The organism is Niallia sp. HCP3S3_B10, from assembly GCF_052064465.1.
Classification (GTDB): Bacteria; Bacillota; Bacilli; order Bacillales; family Cytobacillaceae; genus Niallia; species Niallia hominis.
Genome location: NZ_JBQHVO010000043.1, coordinates 1 through 18,388 on the forward strand (window position 1 = coordinate 1; position 18,388 = coordinate 18,388).

Genomic DNA, 18,388 nt, shown 5'->3' on the forward strand with positions numbered 1-18,388 from the left:
GAGCCAGGATCAAACTCTCCAATAAAGAGTTGATTAGCTCATTGCTAAACTCTAGCTTTTTATTACTTGTTGTCATTCTATAACATTCGTTGTAAAACGATTATTGTTGACGTTTGTTTGTTCAGTTTTCAAAGAGCAATCTCACAAGAGACAACTTTCAAACAATAACACATTTTCACTTATTTAGTCAATATGTTTTTTAAAAGTTTTTTCAATGTTCTCTTGCTGACTTGTATTATTATAGCAACGTTTATACATGTATGCAATAGTTTTTTAAAAAGTTTTTCAAAAAGATTACGTATTTCTTTCTAATAGATTCTTTTTCACTTTGTCCATTTGTTCTATCGTATCATTTACCTACATTAATAGACATCCCTTTCTTAAGGGAATATCTATTTTCTCTATAAATTGCAAGGTGACTAATTCTCTGTTTTCTAATCTTTTTATCAATACTCTAAAATCTCTTCTATGAATAGATGTCTATTTTTTTCTAAATCAAGAATCAAATCATTTTGTAATGTTTTAACAAGCGGTCTTGTCGGAGTGCTACTTATAAATAAAATTTCTGCTTTTTCTCCATTGGATAATCTAATTTTGCTTCCTGTAGTAAATTGAGTAATAGCATTGCTTAGTGATTGTAATATAGTTAAATCAAATTTTCCAAAATGATCTTGATGCATTTGTTCCATTACACGAAAAGGAGATTGCTTCTTCCGATATAATCTCTCCGATGTCATTGCATGAAATGTATCAGCTACAGCTATAATCTTGGCAAAGGCATGTATCTTATTATCTGCATTCCCCATTGGATATCCGCTTCCATCAATTCTTTCATGATGCTGATAAATTGCAAGGCGCGTTTCATTTTTTAATAAAGTATGTTCAGGAATCATTTCTAAACTATATCTTGTATGTTTTTTCACTTCATTAAATTCTTCTTCTGTTAAAGGTTCTATCTTATTTAATAATCGTTGATTAATCTTAGCCATTCCAGCATCGCTTAAACAACCTGCTAGAGCAACTTGAATCATATCTCTATAGCTATAGTTCATTTTTTGCGCTATAAGTGCACTAATAACGGAAACTGCAATAGAGTGCTGATACAAATATTCCTTTTTGTTTGATAAGTGATAAAGAGAAAAAATTTCTTTTGAAACAGTTTCTAGTTCTTCTAATAATGGTAAAAGGATCGTTCTAACATTTGCTATATTCACTGGTAATCCAGATTGCCAAGAAATAAATTCCTTTTTATATAATTGAACCGTCTGCAAAAATAGAGACAAAAAATCATTTTTCTCTTCTTCTCTAGTTTGATTGTGAATAGATGGCGTAGATTCGATCATAATCGTACCATCTATTTGCGTATTTTCGATGGCAACTTCCTTTACTAAGAAAGCTTTTAATATCTTTATGTGTTCACCCGCTAATACCGTTCTCGCAGTAATTATTGGTCTATTTGTTCGTACATATATATCTTCTGCTAAAATACTTCCTGGATTTAACTCTTCCACATTTATAATCATTTGAAACCACCTTATAATAACGGACTTTTTTACTATTTTAATGTATTTTTTTTGAAATACAACCCCATTCAAATAAGACTATACACCTAAAATGATTTATAAATGATTTTTTTATAGCAATGCACGATGTTTTACGTAAATCTTAAAATATTTTTTTACCTCTAAAGAACATAAAAAAATGCCTTAAGGTTTCCCCTAAGACATTCAAAGTATATTACTCGTTTGAATCCGCATCATTTTCTAAAGACTCTTGTTGCGTTTCTTCAGAAAGTTCATCCGCTTCCTCTATTTCATCTTCTTTTTCTACAATAGCAACAGTAGCAACAAATTCATTCTCATTTTCATTTAATTTAATCAATCGAACACCTTGTGTGCTTCTGCCCATAGTTGAGATATCACTTACAGCCATTCTGATTAAAACGCCACCTGTTGTGATAATCATTAAATCTTCTTCCCCGTTCACTACTTTCATTGAAACAAGGGTTCCATTCTTATCGGTGATATTACATGTTTTGATCCCTTTTCCGCCTCTACCTTGAACTCTATATTCATTGATTGGCGTTCTTTTTCCGTATCCATATTTAGTTACAACTAGAATTTCGGAATTTTCTTCAAGTACTTCCATTCCTACCACTTCATCATCAGATGATAAAGTAATACCTTTTACCCCTGTTGCCGTTCTACCCATGGAACGTACATCTGTTTCTGGGAATCGAATAAGCAAACCATTTTTCGTTCCAATAATCATTTCCTTTGATCCATCTGTTAAGCGTACAGAGATTAACTCATCGCCCTCTCTTAAATTAACAGCGATTAGACCATTATTTCTTATATTAGCAAACGAAGATAATGGAGAACGTTTAGAGATTCCTTCTTTTGTGGTAAAGAATAGGTACCAATCATCTACAAATTCGGAAACAGGAATAATCGCATTTACCCACTCGTCTTTTTCCACACCTAAAAGGTTAATAATTGGGATACCTTTGGCTGTACGGCTGAATTCTGGAATTTCATACCCTTTCAAACGGTATACTTTCCCTTTATTCGTAAAGAATAGGATAGTATCATGGGTCGATGTGGAGCTTAGCTGTTCAACAAAGTCATCCTCATTTGTTCCCATTCCCTGAATTCCGCGTCCACCACGTCTTTGCGCTCGGTAAGTAGAAGCTGGTAGTCTCTTAATATAACCATTGTGAGTTAACGTAATGATAATATTTTCTTCCGGAATTAGATCTTCATCTTCTATTGTTTCAATTCCGCCAGCAACAATTTCTGTACGACGATTATCGTTAAAGCGCTCTTTTACTTCTAAAAGCTCTTCGCGGATAATTTCTAAGATTTTTTCTTCATCTGCTAGAATTGCTTTTAATTCAGCAATTAACTTCACTAATTCTCGATATTCGTCCTCGATTTTCTCTCTTTCCAAGCCAGTTAATCTTTGTAGACGCATATCTAGAATTGCTTGTGCTTGTTTTTCAGAAAGATTAAAATTCGTCATTAATCCTTCACGAGCAATATCTGTTGTACGAGAACTACGAATCAAGCTAATCACTTCATCTAAATGATCAAGCGCAATCCGCAAACCTTCTAAGATATGCGCTCTTGCTTCTGCTTTTCTTAATTCAAATTCTGTTCTTCTACGTATAATTACCTTTTGATGATCTAGATAATAAGCTAGACATTGTTTTAAGTTAAGTACCTTTGGTTGTCCATCTACTAGTGCAAGTAAATTGATACCAAAGCTTGTCTGCATAGCTGTATGCTTGTATAGGTTATTTAATAATACATTTGCATTTGCGTCTTTTCGAACTTCAATAACAATACGCATTCCAGTTCGGTCAGATTCGTCTCGTAAATCCGTGATGCCGTCAATTTTCTTATCACGTACTAGTTCTGCAATGCGTTCTACTAGTCTCGCTTTATTGACTTGATAAGGAATTTCTTTCACAATAATAACTTCCTTACCACTAGGCTTCACTTCAATTTCTACTCTAGCACGTAAAATAATAGAGCCTCTACCAGTTTCATACGCTTTTCTAATTCCACTTCTACCAACAATCATCCCATATGTAGGGAAGTCTGGTCCTGGTATGATTTCCATTAATTCAGGAATAGTGATATCTGGATTTTTACTAACTTCAAGAACACCGTCAATAATTTCTCCCAATTGATGTGGAGGAATATTGGTAGCCATTCCAACAGCTATCCCACTCGTACCATTTACAAGTAAATTGGGGAAACGAGAAGGTAATACTACTGGTTCTTTCTCTTCTCCATCAAAGTTTGGCTTATAATCAATTGTGTCTTTATTAATATCTCGCAATAACTCCATCGCTATTTTAGACATTCTAGCTTCTGTATAACGCATTGCCGCAGCTGAATCACCATCTACGGAACCAAAGTTTCCATGTCCATCAACGAGCATATAACGATAGTTGAAATCTTGTGCCATACGCACCATTGTTTCATAAACAGCACTATCACCATGTGGATGATACTTCCCGATTACTTCTCCAACAATACGTGCAGATTTCTTGAACGGTTTATCTGAGTGCATTCCAAGATCATGCATTGCATATAAAATACGTCGATGCACGGGCTTTAAGCCATCTCGTACATCTGGAAGTGCACGAGAAACAATAACACTCATCGCATAATCTAAAAAGGAATCACGCATTTCTTTACTTATATTTCTATCTTTAATTTGAGAATTTGGCATATCAGCCATGGAAAGGAACCTCCTTAAGAAAACATTAGATTTTCTGCCTCATCTTAACGAATAGACGTAAGAGAAAAAGTCAAGTCTAATCGAATTCCTCATAATTAATAGGAATAACTAACGTCTAAAGAAATACACAAGGTGCCAATTAAATCAGCACCAAATTTCTTTCCCTATCTTTTAAACATCTAGATTTTTAACATAAGTTGCATTTTCTTCGATAAAGTTTCTCCGTGGCTCTACTTTATCACCCATAAGCATTTCGAATGTTTCATCTGCTTCAATCACATCATCTAAGCTTACCTGTAAAAGTACCCTTTTCTCAGGATCCATTGTTGTATCCCATAATTGCTCTGCATTCATTTCCCCTAATCCTTTATAACGTTGAATATTCGGCTTAGGATTAGCTGGCAAGTTGCTTAAAACTTGTTGCAATTGCGGATCACTATAGGCATATTCAAGCTTTTTCCCTTGTTTAATACTATATAAAGGTGGCTGTGCAATATAGATGTAGCCAGCTTCAACTATTTTTCTCATATAACGATAGAAGAAGGTTAACAATAGTGTTCGAATATGTGCTCCATCGACATCGGCATCTGTCATAATGACAATTTTATGATATCTTGCTTTCGATATATCATAATCATCACCAATTCCAGTACCAATTGCAGTAATCATGGAACGAACTTCATTATTGGACAAAATCCGATCTAATCTCGCCTTTTCTACGTTAAGGATTTTCCCTCTTAAAGGAAGTATCGCTTGGAAATGACGATCTCTCCCTGATTTTGCGGAACCACCTGCAGAGTCACCCTCTACAATGAATAGTTCGCTAATTTTGGGATCTCTTGAGGAGCAATCTGCCAATTTACCAGGTAAACTCGAAACTTCCAGTGCACTTTTTCGACGTGTTAATTCTCTTGCCTTCTTTGCTGCTATTCTTGCTCGTAAAGCCATTTGACCTTTATCGACAATTTTGCGAGCTACTGTGGGATTTTCTAAAAGGAATTTCTCCAGATGTTCTGAAAATACAGTATCTGTAATGGCACGGACTTCTGAATTTCCTAATTTCGTTTTTGTTTGTCCTTCAAATTGTGGGTCTGGATGCTTAACGGAAACAATTGCAACGATTCCTTCCCTAACATCCTCTCCAGAAAGATTTACATCCGATTCCTTTAATAGGCTGTTTTTTCTTGCATAATCATTAATCACACGAGTAAGTGCTGTTTTGAAACCAGACTCATGCGTTCCACCTTCATGTGTATTAATATTGTTAGCAAATGAAAAAATATTTCCTGTATATCCATCATTATATTGGAAAGAGATTTCAATGTTTATACCGTCTTTTTCTCCTTCAATATAAATTGGTTCCTCGAAAAGCACCTCTTTATTTCGATTTAAATGCTCTACATAAGATTTTATACCACCCTCATAATGGTATTCTTTCCTTTTTTCCATTCCTTCACGCGCATCTTCAATGGTAATCCGAATATCGCGATTTAAGAAAGCAAGTTCTCTGATACGGTTGGCCAATATTTCAAAATCATACTCTAACGTTTCTTTAAAAATATCACCATCTGGCTTAAAACGAGTAGTTGTACCAGTACGGTCTGTTTCACCGATAATTTTTAAATCAGCAACAGGAACACCCTTTTGATATTTTTGGTAATAGACATTTCCATCACGATGAACAAAAACCTCTAATTCAGTTGAAAGAGCATTTACAACAGAAGCACCAACACCATGAAGTCCTCCAGAAACTTTATAGCCTCCACCGCCAAATTTTCCTCCGGCATGAAGAACAGTCATGATTACTTCTACAGCAGGTCTTCCCATTTTCTCCTGAATACCAACAGGAATTCCGCGCCCATTATCTTTAACAGTAATACTATTATCCTTTTCAATGATGACATTAATCTCATTACAAAAACCAGCTAATGCCTCATCGATACTGTTGTCGACAATTTCCCAAACTAAATGGTGCAGACCTCGACTACTTGTTGACCCAATATACATTCCTGGTCTTTTTCTAACAGCCTCTAGGCCCTCTAAAACCTGTATCTGACTTTCATCATAAGATTGTTGTTCAACTGGATTTTGTTCCGTTGACATATTGATCACCTAACTTTCCATTAACATCGAAAAATTTTAACATTATTTTTTTGCATCCATTAGTACTCTTGAACAGTTAACTGGACTGTTCGCTTTTTTAACGTATTAGAAGCAATCGGTGAAAAATAGATAGTATTCTTCGTAATTACAATAGATTTATAAGATGAACCTTTCCCATTAGTCATTGCTTTTTGTCTATCTAAAAATTCTTTTGAAATAGGAGATGACTCTACCGTTTGTTTATCTAGTATAGTAATAATTTCTGAAGTTCGCACAAGAATATTTTCTCCAATATGAACGTACACTTTTTCACCTCAAAGCTATTGAATCTTTTTAATCGTTCCTGATTCAACCTGAAAAGTTGCTGCTTCTTTTAAAGTATGATGGTCTATACCATCAACACTGGTTGTTGTAACAAAGGTCTGAACCTTTCCTTGAATGGTATTTAACAAATGAGATTGACGATAATCATCTAATTCAGAAAGCACATCATCTAAAAGTAGAATGGGATATTCTCGTATTTCTGAATAAATTAGTTCAATCTCTGCCATTTTAATGGATAACGCAGTTGTTCTTTGCTGTCCTTGTGAACCAAAAGTTTGCACATCTCTATTATTCACATAAAACAGCATATCATCACGATGAGGTCCAAATAAAGATATCCCTCGATCAATTTCTCTTTTTTTTAGACTTTGGAATTTTTCTTCGTATACACTCTTCATTTTCGACAAATCCTGATCTTCTGATACATCAACAGACGGTTTATAGCGAATTTCCAGTGTTTCTAGCCCCCGAGATATACCCTTATGAATCGGAACTGCCCACTTTTCCAGTAAGTGCAGGAATTCAAAACGCTTCGCTACCACTTTAACTGCCATATCTATAAATTGCTCTGTTAAAATCTCAAGCATTGTATGATCGGTTTGTTTATTTGTTTGTAGTTGTTTTAAGTAGGTATTTCGCTGGTGTAAAATTTTTTGATATTGTCCCATATCATGCAAATATATTGGTGATATTTGCCCTATTTCCATATCAATAAATCTTCTTCTAATTTGTGGGCTGCCTTTTACTAAGTTTAAATCTTCAGGTGCGAACATAACTACGTTCATATTGCCAATATATTGACTCAATTTCCGCTGCTCTATATGATTAAATTTTGCTTTTTTCCCTTTTTTGGCCACAACTAACTGCATGGGTACTTTCCCATGTGCTTTGACTAATCTACCTTCTATTTTAGCATACTCTTTGTCCCAATAAATAAGTTCTTTATCATTTGAGGTCCGATGAGATTTTGCCATTGCTAGAACATAGATAGATTCCATCACATTGGTTTTCCCTTGTGCATTTTCTCCTAGTATTACATTTACCTTATTCTCGAAAGAAATATCCAGTTCCTCATAATTCCGGTAATTTCTTAAAAGCAACTCATCAATATACATTTGGGTTCACCCTTTTTTATAAAACAGTGTACTTGCCAAATGAAGGAATATTAATTTCATCACCACTTCTTAACTTTCTGCCTCTGCGCTGATCCTGTTCCCCATTAACAAATACCTCATATTCCCCTAGGAACCATTTTGCCATTCCACCTGATTGTATTAACTCTGCTACTTTTAAAAATTGACCCAATGTAATGTAATCCGTATCAATCTTAATTTGATTATCCATTTTTTCACTCTCTCAACTTTAGTCGTATCTATCTATTCTACTAAATAATTAATTGATACACAAAGAAAAGTGTAATATTTCTATAAATAGATAGGTAATATTCTAAATAGTGGGGGGAAAACAGTTTAAATAACACTTATTCCCTCTAGTGCATATTCATACATCTGCTAAATATAAAGGAAATTGGGTGTTCATTAAAAAGAACACCCAATACTTTTAATAAGTTCTAACCGGTAATATAAGCTGTAAAGTGGAGTCATCATTTGTTGGATGAATAACAAACGGTCTCATCGCTCCAGTAAAACTAATTTTAACTTCAGATCCTTCAAGAACTTTTAATGCATCCATCATAAATTTCGCACTGAATGATATCTTTAACTCTTCCCCGCTAACAGATTCACTTACTAATTCTTCAATAACTTTCCCTATCTCAGGTGTAAAAGAAGAAATTTCTATTACATTTTCACCCATTGTCGAAAATTTAACGACATTATTTCGACCTTCACGCGCTAACAAAGAAGCACGATCAATTGATTGAAGAAATTCCTTAGAGTTTACAATGATATCTGTTTTACTTTCGGTTGGAATCAATCGATTTGTATCAGGGTAATTTCCTTCTAACAAACGAGAGAAGAAAAGAATATGCTTTGTTTTAAATAATATTTGATTTTCTGTTACTAGAATTTCAACTGGTTCATCATGGTCATCCAAAATACGATTGAGCTCATTTAAACTTTTTCCTGGAATAACAATATTAAAAGTTTGCTCTGTTTCTGTTTCTATTTTTGCCTTTCTTAAAGCAAGGCGATGACTATCTGTTGCAATACAGATCAGGTCGTTATTTTCAATTTTCCAGTTTACTCCTGTCAACACTGGTCGTGTTTCTGAGGTGGACACTGCAAAAACAGTTTGTTTAATAATATTTTTTAATAAATCTGTTGGGACTTTTATCGAATTTTGTTCCGCGATTTGAGGTAAATGCGGATATTCTTCTGAATCGAGCCCATTTAGATTAAATTCTGATTTTCCTGAACGGATAGTAGTTTGCAAATTATCAACGACAATTTCAACTTGGTTGGTAGGAAGCTTTTTTACAATCTCACTAAAGAACTTTGCTTGCAATACGATGGAACCGGCTTGTTGGATCTCCACAATTTCTTGTTCATCTTCTTCTTTAGGAATGAAAGATTCAATCGAAATATCGGAGTCACTTCCAGTTAATGTTACTCCTTCTTCACTTGCGACAATTTTGATACCAGTAAGAATAGGAATGGTTGTTCTACTAGTGATTGCTTTCATAACATCTTGCACACTTTGAACAAGATTCTCTTTTTGGATGATGAATTTCATTAATTAATCCTCCGATTTAAATAATTTTTAAATGCAGTTCTAACTGCTTTTTTTAATAATATATTGTTTTAAAAAATAGTAGTAAAAGTAGTAGGTCCTGTTAGTATGTGGATAACTAGGTTCAAGCAAGGAAACACAGTCTATCCACATGTTGATAGACTGTGTCTAAAGTAAGGTAAGTTATACACACTATCCTATCTAAACTTTTAAGAGTTCATTTATTTCTTTTAATTGCTTTTGAAGAAGTGAATCAGTTAAAAGCATTTTTGATATCTTTTCATGGGCATGAATAACAGTAGTATGATCTCGACCGCCAAACTCTTCACCGATTTTTGGTAAGGAGAAATCGGTTAATTCTCTTGATAGATACATAGCGATTTGTCTTGGAAATGCAATGGATTTTGTGCGTTTTTTTGCTTTAAAGTCCTCTAATTTAATATTAAACTGCTCTCCAACTATCTTTTGAATATCATGAATGGTTATTACTCGAGGTTTAGAGCTTGGAACAATATCCTTTAATGCTTCAGCTGCTAAATCAGCATTAATATCTTTATTAATTAAAGAAGAATAAGCAACAACGCGAATAAGTGCACCTTCTAACTCACGAATATTAGTATCAATTTGATTAGCAATATAAAGCATCACTTCATTTGGAATATCTAGTCCGTCGGCTTTAGCTTTTTTTCTCAAAATAGCAATCCGTGTCTCTAAGTCTGGTGGTGTAATATCTGTGATAAGACCCCATTCAAAGCGCGAGCGTAAGCGATCCTCTAGTGTTGGAATCTCTTTTGGAGGGCGGTCACTAGAGATGATAATTTGTTTGCTTTCCTCATGTAATGTGTTAAAAGTATGGAAAAATTCTTCTTGTGTTGATTCTTTTCCAGCAAGAAATTGAATATCATCTATTAAAAGTACATCTACATTTCGATATTTATCACGAAATTCGGCACCTTTGTTGTCACGGATACTATTAATAAATTCATTTGTGAATTTTTCAGAAGATAAATATACAACTTTAGCAGATGGATTATGATCTAAAACATAATGACCGATTGCATGCATTAAGTGCGTTTTTCCAAGTCCAACTCCTCCATAAATAAATAGAGGATTGTAGGCTTTTGCAGGCGCTTCGGCAACAGCAAGGGAAGCAGCGTGAGCAAAACGATTGCCAGATCCAATTACAAAAGTATCAAAAGTATACTTTGAATTTAAGATTGTTTGCTCAGTAACTTCCTCTTCCTTTTTCTTATGCTTTACAGAAATTTGCTGATCAAACTCCTCTTCTTTTTGATTCTGAGGAATAATAAATTTTACCAGAAGTTCTTCACCGGTAATTTCATATAGTATTTCAGCAATAAGCTGAGAATATCTTTCTTCTAACCAATCTCGTGCAAACTCATTAGGTGCTGTAACAACTAGTAAATCTCCCTGCAAAGAGTGGGCTTTTGTTGGTTTAAGCCATGTATCAAAACTGGGTTTGCTGATCTTTGTTTCAATCGTATTCAATGCATTATTCCAAAGATCTGTTATATTGTTCAAGTTATCCTCGCCTCCTTTACCTAAAGTTAAACGTTATTAGCCTTATTATTCTACTAACGAGCAGATCTATCTTAAACATGCAGAAAAAGACATATTTTCATGTCGAATTTGTTTAAAAAACTTCGTGATTACTTCAAAAAAGATCAAAAAACAAAAAAAGAGCCTTAAAGCCTTAAGATAAAACTTCTAAAAAAACAAAAAAATAGACCAATCGATGCAATAATCGCTTATAGGATTTTATTTGTTCGATGGCTAACCAACTTAAATAATTTTTTACAAAAGACCATATTTCTTTATCCAAATTGTCCAATTCCTACAAAATAGGAATCATAAAAAAAGATTTTAGACAAAATAGTGCACCCTTGTGCATGCCAATATACAAGATTACAAGGAGCTTGTCCTTTTCATATGTGGAAAAATATATTATAAGGAAGATTAGTGGTATTTCGACAGTATCCACGGATTGTGGACAACTCTGTTCAGACACATAGAATAAGATGTCCACAGTTTATCCACAGATTGTGGATAATATAGTTATGCACAGATTTTATTCAGATGTGAAAACAAAACTATAATATCAAAAATTCATAAGAACTGCAATGCTTTTTAATATCTTATCCACAAGATAACTAGGTTGTTAGTAATAAATGTCCACAAGGTATTAGTTTGTTGAAAAGTTGTAAATAACGATTGTGGAAAAAATAATCCCGTCGAAAATTATCCACAATCGTCGAAAAGATAGGAAAAACGACATAATAATAACTTGGTTTGTTTGAAAATATAATCAGAGCGAAGAGCTAGTTTTTCATTTTGAATTTTTATATCGTTTTTTTTACATAAAAATTGAAAGAAGAATTTTTGTAGAATAACCTAAATGATAAAAAATATTCGTTGGAAAATAGAATAGTTGGGAAGGATATGAAGTAGAATAGAAAATTATGTGGTATACTATTTTAATGACCTTAGAAATAGAAAGGGAAAGATCACTGAAGTTAACGTGATCTATAAATAATGAAAATAAAAATGAATAGTTGACAATTAATTATCTATGTTTATATAATTGTAAGGACTGTCTATAACAGCTATTCCTCAGGGAGGTGTCATATACAATGAAAAGAACTTATCAACCAAATAAACGTAAAAGAAGTAAAGTTCACGGATTCCGTAGCCGCATGAGCAGCTCAAATGGACGTAATGTCTTAGCTCGCCGTCGACGCAAAGGAAGAAAAGTATTATCAGCTTAGGCCACTGAAACGTCAGTGGTCTTTTTTCAATTAAAAGGGAAGGGAATGCTTTTAATAGAAGGACAGCCCTTCCTTTTTTTACAATATACTCATTTACTTACGTTATTATGCCTGTCTAATTTTCTTTCAAGGCTGTTTTTTTAAAATTGGTATTTTTCAATTGGGAAAAATTTATTAAAATAACTAGCAGTTGAGTTACGAAGACGCTAGGGGGAGCAGGGAGACCTAAAATTGGTTTTACCGAGGTGCTAAAGTCTACCCCTATGATAACCGGTGATAGGAAGGCTGCTGGTCACTGGCAACAAACTTTACGAAAAAGCCTCTTTTACAAAGAGAAGAATGTTAACTTGAAGGAATTGAAGGAGTTATAAACGTTGAGAAAAGAATTCAGAATAAAAAAAAATAAAGAATTTCAGTCGGTTTTTAAAAAAGGACAATCCTTTGCTAATCGGCAGTTTGTTATTTATAAATTGGAAAAAGTGGATCAAGAGCATTTCCGAATCGGCCTTTCTGTCAGCAAAAAGATTGGAAACGCAGTTAAGCGAAATCAGATAAAACGCTATATTAGACAAGCGTTCCTTGAATTTGAAGATAAGTTGGAAAATAAGTATGATTATGTCATAATTGTAAGAAAGCCTGTTGCTGATATGGGTTTTGAAGAAGTAAAAAAGAGTCTTATCCATATTTTAAAAATAGCAAGGGTTCTATCCAAAAAGAATTAAGAGGAAAATCGCAGTTAAGCGTTTCCTATGATTCGTTTATCGGTTACAATACTTAATAAGTTAGATTTGAAAATCATGTTAAACAGGAGGATTTGCAGCTTGAATAAGAAATTTTTATTGATAGTTGGTCTGCTTTTTTTAATGACCATTTTAACAGGATGTACAGAGTTTAATCAACCGATAACTTCTGAAAGTGATGGAATCTGGAATGAGTTCATCGTATATCCACTATCTCAACTGATAATAAAGACAGCAGCCTTTGCTGGAGGTAGTTATGGTATTTCCATTATTATCGTAACTATATTAGTTAGACTAGTTATATTGCCGCTTATGATTAAACAAACGAAAAATAGTAAAGCAATGCAAGCAATTCAGCCGCAGATGAAAGAACTGCAACAAAAATATAGCTCTAAAGATCAAAAGACACAACAAAAGCTCCAAGAAGAAACGATGAAGCTTTTCCAAGAAAATAAAGTAAACCCATTGTCAGGATGCTTCCCTCTAATAGTACAAATGCCGATACTGATTGGGTTTTATCATGCTATTTCTCGTACAAGAGAAATTGCTTCTCATGATTTCTTATGGTTCAGTCTAGGGCAGCCAGATCCAATTTACTTATTGCCAATCTTAGCTGGTGTAACGACATTTTTCCAAACAAAATTATCGATGGCTGGAGCACCGCCAAATCCACAAATGCAAATGATGGTTTGGATAATGCCAGTTATGATTTTAGTATTTGCTATTAATTTCCCTGCTGCATTATCACTTTACTGGGTAGTAGGTAATATCTTTACCATTATACAAACGTATTTTATTAAAGGTCCTGAAATTAAAAATGCTGGTCAAACTAGCAAAGCAGGAGGAGCGAAGAAGTGAAAGAAATTACTGCCGTAGGACAAACAGTCGACGCAGCAGTGGAGTCAGCTTTAGCTCAGCTTAAGACAACAAAGAATCAGGTTGAAGTCATTGTTGTTGATGAAGGAAGAAAAGGATTTCTCGGTTTTGGTTCTAGATCTGCGAAAGTAATAGTAAAGAAAAAGGTAGATCCAGTTGAATCCGTAAAAAATTTTTTAAAAGATGTTAGTGAAAAAATGGGCGTTCCTATTGAAATTCGAGTGAAGCAAAATGGAAAAAATATTCTATATGAATTATCTGGTGAAAAAATTGCTTTGCTGATAGGAAAAAGAGGACAAACTCTTAATTCTATTCAATATTTAGCACAATTGGTAATTAATAGAGAATCTACAGGATATTTTAAAGTGATATTAGATGCGGAAGGTTATCGAGAACGTAGAAAACAAGCTTTAATTCATTTAGCCGAAAGAATAGCCTATAAAGCGGTGAAGATTGGAAAAGAAATCCCGCTTGAACCGATGCCTGCAGATGAAAGAAAAACGATTCATGCTGCGCTGGTTTCCTTTAAAGGTGTAAAAACGTATTCCTCAGGAGAGGATGCGAAGCGACATATTATTGTTGCGCCAATAAGGGGAAAAAAATAGTTTTAAAAAAAGATCGTCTTTCCAAATGGGAAACGATCTTTTTTTTGTATAAAAATCTCCTCATCTTGTCTGCCTCTGCATGGCAATGTAATATTTTTTCAAAAAATTTTAAGCCTCCTAATGCATATATTCTAGCGAAATATTATGTTCGAATAATATTCTGTTTAAATAAAAATGAATAAGAAAAAAAGCATGCTCTTTGTTTCTCATTTTAGCTGTTAGGTAGATTGCTGAAGAACAGGATAATGGAAATAACACAAAAAAAGTGAAGTCCTTCGGTTTTGTAATTTTATTTTTCGTTTTATTGTTATTCACATGTGGATAAGATAGAATGGTATATAACGATAAAAGAGAATGTGGATAAGTGTGCGGATTTTTTTCTTTTTTTACATTTGTGGATATGTTAATCTAATCTAATGTAATCATGTCAAAGGTGAATACAATCATTTTATATAGATATTTTTTTTTGAATTGAGGTGAAAAAGATGGAATTGGATACAATTGCTGCGATATCGACTCCAATGGGTGAGGGAGCGATCGCAATTGTTCGAATGAGTGGTCCAGATTCAATTAAAATTGCAGACAAGCTCTTCAAAAGTATAGGTAATAAAAAGTTAATGGAGGTAGCAAGTCATACAATCAATTATGGGCATATTATAGATCCAGCAACAGACGAGGTTGTGGAAGAAGTAATGGTATCGTTGATGAGAGGACCGAAAACTTTTACCAAAGAGGATGTTATTGAAATTAACTGTCATGGCGGATTAGCTTCTGTAAATCGATTATTGCAATTGACAACTTCTTATGGTGCTAGAATTGCAGAACCTGGGGAATTTACCAAAAGGGCTTTTTTAAATGGACGAATCGATCTTTCTCAAGCAGAAGCGGTAATGGATTTAATAAGAGCTAAAACAGATCGTGCGATGAATGTTGCGCTTGGTCAAATGGAAGGAAGGTTATCAAAATTAATTAGACATTTGCGCCAAGAAATCTTAGAAACATTAGCACAAGTAGAGGTTAATATTGATTATCCAGAATACGATGATGTAGAAGAAATGACACAAAAAGTCATGATTGAAAAATCGGCGTATATCAAAACAGAGATTGAAAAGCTATTACAGACCTCTCAACAAGGTAAGATTCTCCGCGAAGGACTGGCAACCGTTATTGTTGGCAGACCGAATGTTGGAAAATCCTCTTTATTGAACAGTTTAGTACAAGAAAATAAAGCAATCGTAACAGACATTCCAGGTACAACGAGAGATGTAATTGAAGAATATGTGAATGTACGCGGAGTTCCACTTCGTTTGCTAGATACAGCAGGAATTCGGGAAACAGAAGATATCGTAGAACGAATTGGCGTCGAAAAGTCACGAAAAGTGTTAAGAGAAGCGGATTTAATTTTACTTGTCCTAAATTATGCAGATGAATTAACCGAAGAGGATAAGAATATCTTCAAGGCTACAGAAGGCATGGATTATATAGTAATCGTCAATAAAACAGATTTACCTCAAAAAATTGATTTGGAGAAAGTAAGAGAACTTGCGGGAAATCGCAAAGTTATCACAACATCTTTAGTAGAAGAAAACGGAGTCGACTTATTAGAGGAAGCGATATCTAGTCTATTTTTTGCAGGCTCTATTGAAGCAAGTGATATGACTTATGTTTCTAATTCAAGACATATTTCCTTATTAAGCCAAGCGATGCGGGCGATAAGCGATGCAATTGAAGGAGCAGAAAATGGCACACCTATAGATATTGTACAAATTGATTTAACAAGAACCTGGGAGATACTTGGTGAAATTATTGGTGAGAGTGTGCACGAAAGTTTAATCAATCAGTTGTTTTCTCAGTTCTGTTTAGGGAAATAAGTGATTTTAATGAGAACACTGAAAAAGTAAGTTTCTCCAAATTAAATACGGATTTATGTATTTGAAAAAAGAAATACCTAAATTTAAAAGTTGGCCACCGACATTATGATTAAATGGCAGTTTTTCAGTGGCCTCTATGGAAATGAAGCAGAGTCTTGAGAAATAGAATACCAGCTAATTTAGCCATCAATAAAAGTAACTAAAAACGTATTTCTTAAAAGAAAGTTTAGAAAGAAGGAGGCATCATGATGCAGTACGAAGCTGGAAATTATGATGTGATTGTCATTGGTGCAGGTCATGCTGGCTGTGAGGCTGGCCTTGCAGCAGCTAGAATAGGTGCCAAAACATTAATGTTAACGATAAATTTAGATATGGTCGCATTTATGCCATGTAATCCATCTGTCGGAGGACCCGCAAAAGGGATTGTTGTAAGGGAAATTGACGCACTTGGCGGCGAGATGGGGAAAAATATAGATAAAACATATATTCAAATGAGAATGCTAAACACAGGAAAAGGTCCTGCTGTACGTGCCTTAAGAGCTCAGGCAGATAAATATATGTATCAACATGAAATGAAGAAGACGTTAGAAAATGAACCAAATCTAACGTTGATTCAAGGAATGGTAGAAGAACTAATCGTTGAGGATCAAGTTGTCAAAGGAGTTATTACGAAAACAGGTGCTACGTATCGAGCAAAAACGATTGTCGTAACTACTGGTACATACCTTCGTGGAGAAATTATTTTAGGAGAGCTTAAATACTCCAGCGGTCCGAATAATCAACAGCCTTCCATCCGTTTATCGGAGCACTTAGAAGCACTAGGATTTGATTTAGTGCGTTTTAAAACCGGAACACCACCTCGTGTAAATAGTCATTCTATTGACTACTCTAAGACTGAAATACAGCCTGGTGATGATGTTCCAAGAGCCTTTTCTTATGAAACAACCAAATTTATTACAGATCAGCTTCCTTGTTGGTTAACATATACCAATGAAAAGACACATCAAATTATTGATTCGAATTTACATCGTTCCCCAATGTATTCAGGAATGATCAAAGGGACAGGACCACGCTATTGTCCATCAATTGAAGATAAAGTGGTCCGATTCAATGATAAACCAAGACATCAAATTTTCTTAGAGCCAGAGGGGAAAAATACACAAGAAGTTTATGTTCAAGGATTATCGACAAGCTTACCTGAAGATGTTCAACAGGAAATATTAAGAACAATCCCAGGTTTAGAAAATGTCCAAATGATGCGAGCGGGATATGCAATTGAATATGATGCCATTGTTCCTACACAATTATGGCCAACATTAGAAACGAAGAAGATTAAAAATCTATATACTGCTGGTCAAATTAATGGAACTTCAGGATATGAAGAAGCTGCAGGCCAAGGTTTAATGGCTGGTATTAATGCTGGTTTAAATGCAATAGGAAAAGAGGAAGTTATCTTAAGCCGCTCTGATGCATACATCGGTGTTTTAATTGATGACTTAGTAACAAAAGGCACAAACGAGCCATATCGACTCTTAACATCAAGAGCAGAATACCGCTTACTACTTCGTCATGATAACGCAGATTTACGTTTAACAGATATTGGATATAAAATTGGTCTTATATCTGAAGAGCGCTTTATGAAATTCTCTGATAAAAAGCAATTAATCGAACAAGAGAAGCAACGTTTAAGCGAAGTAATGCTAAAGCCAAATGAGCAAGTTCAAAATCTGATTAAAGAGCAAGGTGGAAGCGAATTAAAAGATGGTATAAGAGCAGGAGATTTATTAAAACGCCCTGAAATGAATTATAGCCATATTGAACAGCTTGCACCAAGCGAAATAGATTTAACAGAAGATATCAAAGAACAAGTAGAAATTCAAATTAAATATGAAGGATATATCGAGAAATCCTTACAGCAAGTGGAAAGACTAAAGAAAATGGAAAACAAGAAAATTCCTGAGAATATTGATTATGATGCGATCTCTAGTCTTGCAACGGAAGCGGTACAGAAATTAAAAAAAGTTCGTCCATTATCCATTGCACAGGCATCGAGAATTTCTGGTGTAAACCCAGCAGATATATCTATTTTATTAGTTTATTTAGAACAAGGAAAAATAGCTCGTGTTTAATCTCTGAATAGA

General features: G+C 34.2%; 14 protein-coding genes. 6 read left to right on the forward strand and 8 right to left on the reverse strand.

The genetic code is table 11. The features are described from left to right. Nucleotides 1-446: 446 nt before the first annotated feature. The 8 genes from ACTNDN_RS17020 to dnaA all read right to left on the reverse strand — a co-directional run bounded on the left by ACTNDN_RS17020 (nt 447) and on the right by dnaA (nt 10,911). A complete protein-coding gene (locus ACTNDN_RS17020; protein WP_031535632.1) occupies nt 447-1,523 on the reverse strand; it encodes an HD-GYP domain-containing protein in 1,077 nt (358 codons plus the stop codon). Nucleotides 1,524-1,737: 214 nt separating this feature from the next. After that, a complete protein-coding gene (gene gyrA, locus ACTNDN_RS17025) occupies nt 1,738-4,251 on the reverse strand; it encodes a DNA gyrase subunit A (RefSeq protein WP_109768480.1) in 2,514 nt (837 codons plus the stop codon). 171 nt (nt 4,252-4,422) lie between these two features. Next, on the reverse strand, nt 4,423-6,354 hold the full coding sequence (gene gyrB, locus ACTNDN_RS17030; protein ID WP_031535627.1) for a DNA topoisomerase (ATP-hydrolyzing) subunit B: 1,932 nt from the start codon (nt 6,352-6,354) through the stop codon (nt 4,423-4,425). A gap of 59 nt (nt 6,355-6,413) precedes the next feature. Continuing rightward, a complete protein-coding gene (remB, locus tag ACTNDN_RS17035; protein ID WP_031535625.1) occupies nt 6,414-6,659 on the reverse strand; it encodes an extracellular matrix regulator RemB in 246 nt (81 codons plus the stop codon). 15 nt (nt 6,660-6,674) lie between these two features. Then, on the reverse strand, nt 6,675-7,793 hold the full coding sequence (recF, locus tag ACTNDN_RS17040; RefSeq protein WP_031535623.1) for a DNA replication/repair protein RecF: 1,119 nt from the start codon (nt 7,791-7,793) through the stop codon (nt 6,675-6,677). Nucleotides 7,794-7,809: 16 nt separating this feature from the next. Beyond that, the gene (gene yaaA / locus ACTNDN_RS17045) at nt 7,810-8,022 is read right to left on the reverse strand and encodes a S4 domain-containing protein YaaA (protein ID WP_031535621.1); all 213 of its coding nucleotides are present in this window, start codon (nt 8,020-8,022) and stop codon (nt 7,810-7,812) included. Between the two features lie 216 nt (nt 8,023-8,238). Then, entirely contained in the window at nt 8,239-9,372 is a 1,134-nt protein-coding gene (gene dnaN, locus ACTNDN_RS17050; protein WP_031535619.1) for a DNA polymerase III subunit beta, read from the reverse strand. 198 nt (nt 9,373-9,570) lie between these two features. Then, entirely contained in the window at nt 9,571-10,911 is a 1,341-nt protein-coding gene (dnaA, locus tag ACTNDN_RS17055) for a chromosomal replication initiator protein DnaA (RefSeq protein WP_031535617.1), read from the reverse strand. A gap of 1,109 nt (nt 10,912-12,020) precedes the next feature. Here dnaA and rpmH point away from each other — a divergent pair. From rpmH to mnmG, 6 genes are all read left to right on the forward strand, one after another. Further along, the gene (gene rpmH, locus ACTNDN_RS17060) at nt 12,021-12,155 is read left to right on the forward strand and encodes a 50S ribosomal protein L34 (RefSeq protein ID WP_016201470.1); all 135 of its coding nucleotides are present in this window, start codon (nt 12,021-12,023) and stop codon (nt 12,153-12,155) included. A gap of 374 nt (nt 12,156-12,529) precedes the next feature. After that, entirely contained in the window at nt 12,530-12,877 is a 348-nt protein-coding gene (gene rnpA, locus ACTNDN_RS17065; RefSeq protein ID WP_048718118.1) for a ribonuclease P protein component, read from the forward strand. A 141-nt stretch (nt 12,878-13,018) separates the two neighbouring features. Next, the gene (gene spoIIIJ / locus ACTNDN_RS17070; RefSeq protein ID WP_396953903.1) at nt 13,019-13,753 is read left to right on the forward strand and encodes a YidC family membrane integrase SpoIIIJ; all 735 of its coding nucleotides are present in this window, start codon (nt 13,019-13,021) and stop codon (nt 13,751-13,753) included. After that, nucleotides 13,750-14,376 carry an RNA-binding cell elongation regulator Jag/EloR gene (gene jag, locus ACTNDN_RS17075; RefSeq protein WP_109768481.1) on the forward strand — a complete coding sequence of 209 codons (627 nt, stop codon included), beginning with the start codon at nt 13,750-13,752 and terminating at the stop codon, nt 14,374-14,376. Before spoIIIJ ends, jag begins: the two co-directional genes overlap by 4 nt. A gap of 485 nt (nt 14,377-14,861) precedes the next feature. Beyond that, the gene (mnmE, locus tag ACTNDN_RS17080) at nt 14,862-16,247 is read left to right on the forward strand and encodes a tRNA uridine-5-carboxymethylaminomethyl(34) synthesis GTPase MnmE (protein WP_441131615.1); all 1,386 of its coding nucleotides are present in this window, start codon (nt 14,862-14,864) and stop codon (nt 16,245-16,247) included. A gap of 248 nt (nt 16,248-16,495) precedes the next feature. Further along, complete coding sequence (gene mnmG / locus ACTNDN_RS17085; RefSeq protein WP_031535604.1) at nt 16,496-18,376, forward strand: tRNA uridine-5-carboxymethylaminomethyl(34) synthesis enzyme MnmG; 1,881 nt, start codon at nt 16,496-16,498, stop codon at nt 18,374-18,376. Nucleotides 18,377-18,388 lie beyond the last annotated feature (12 nt).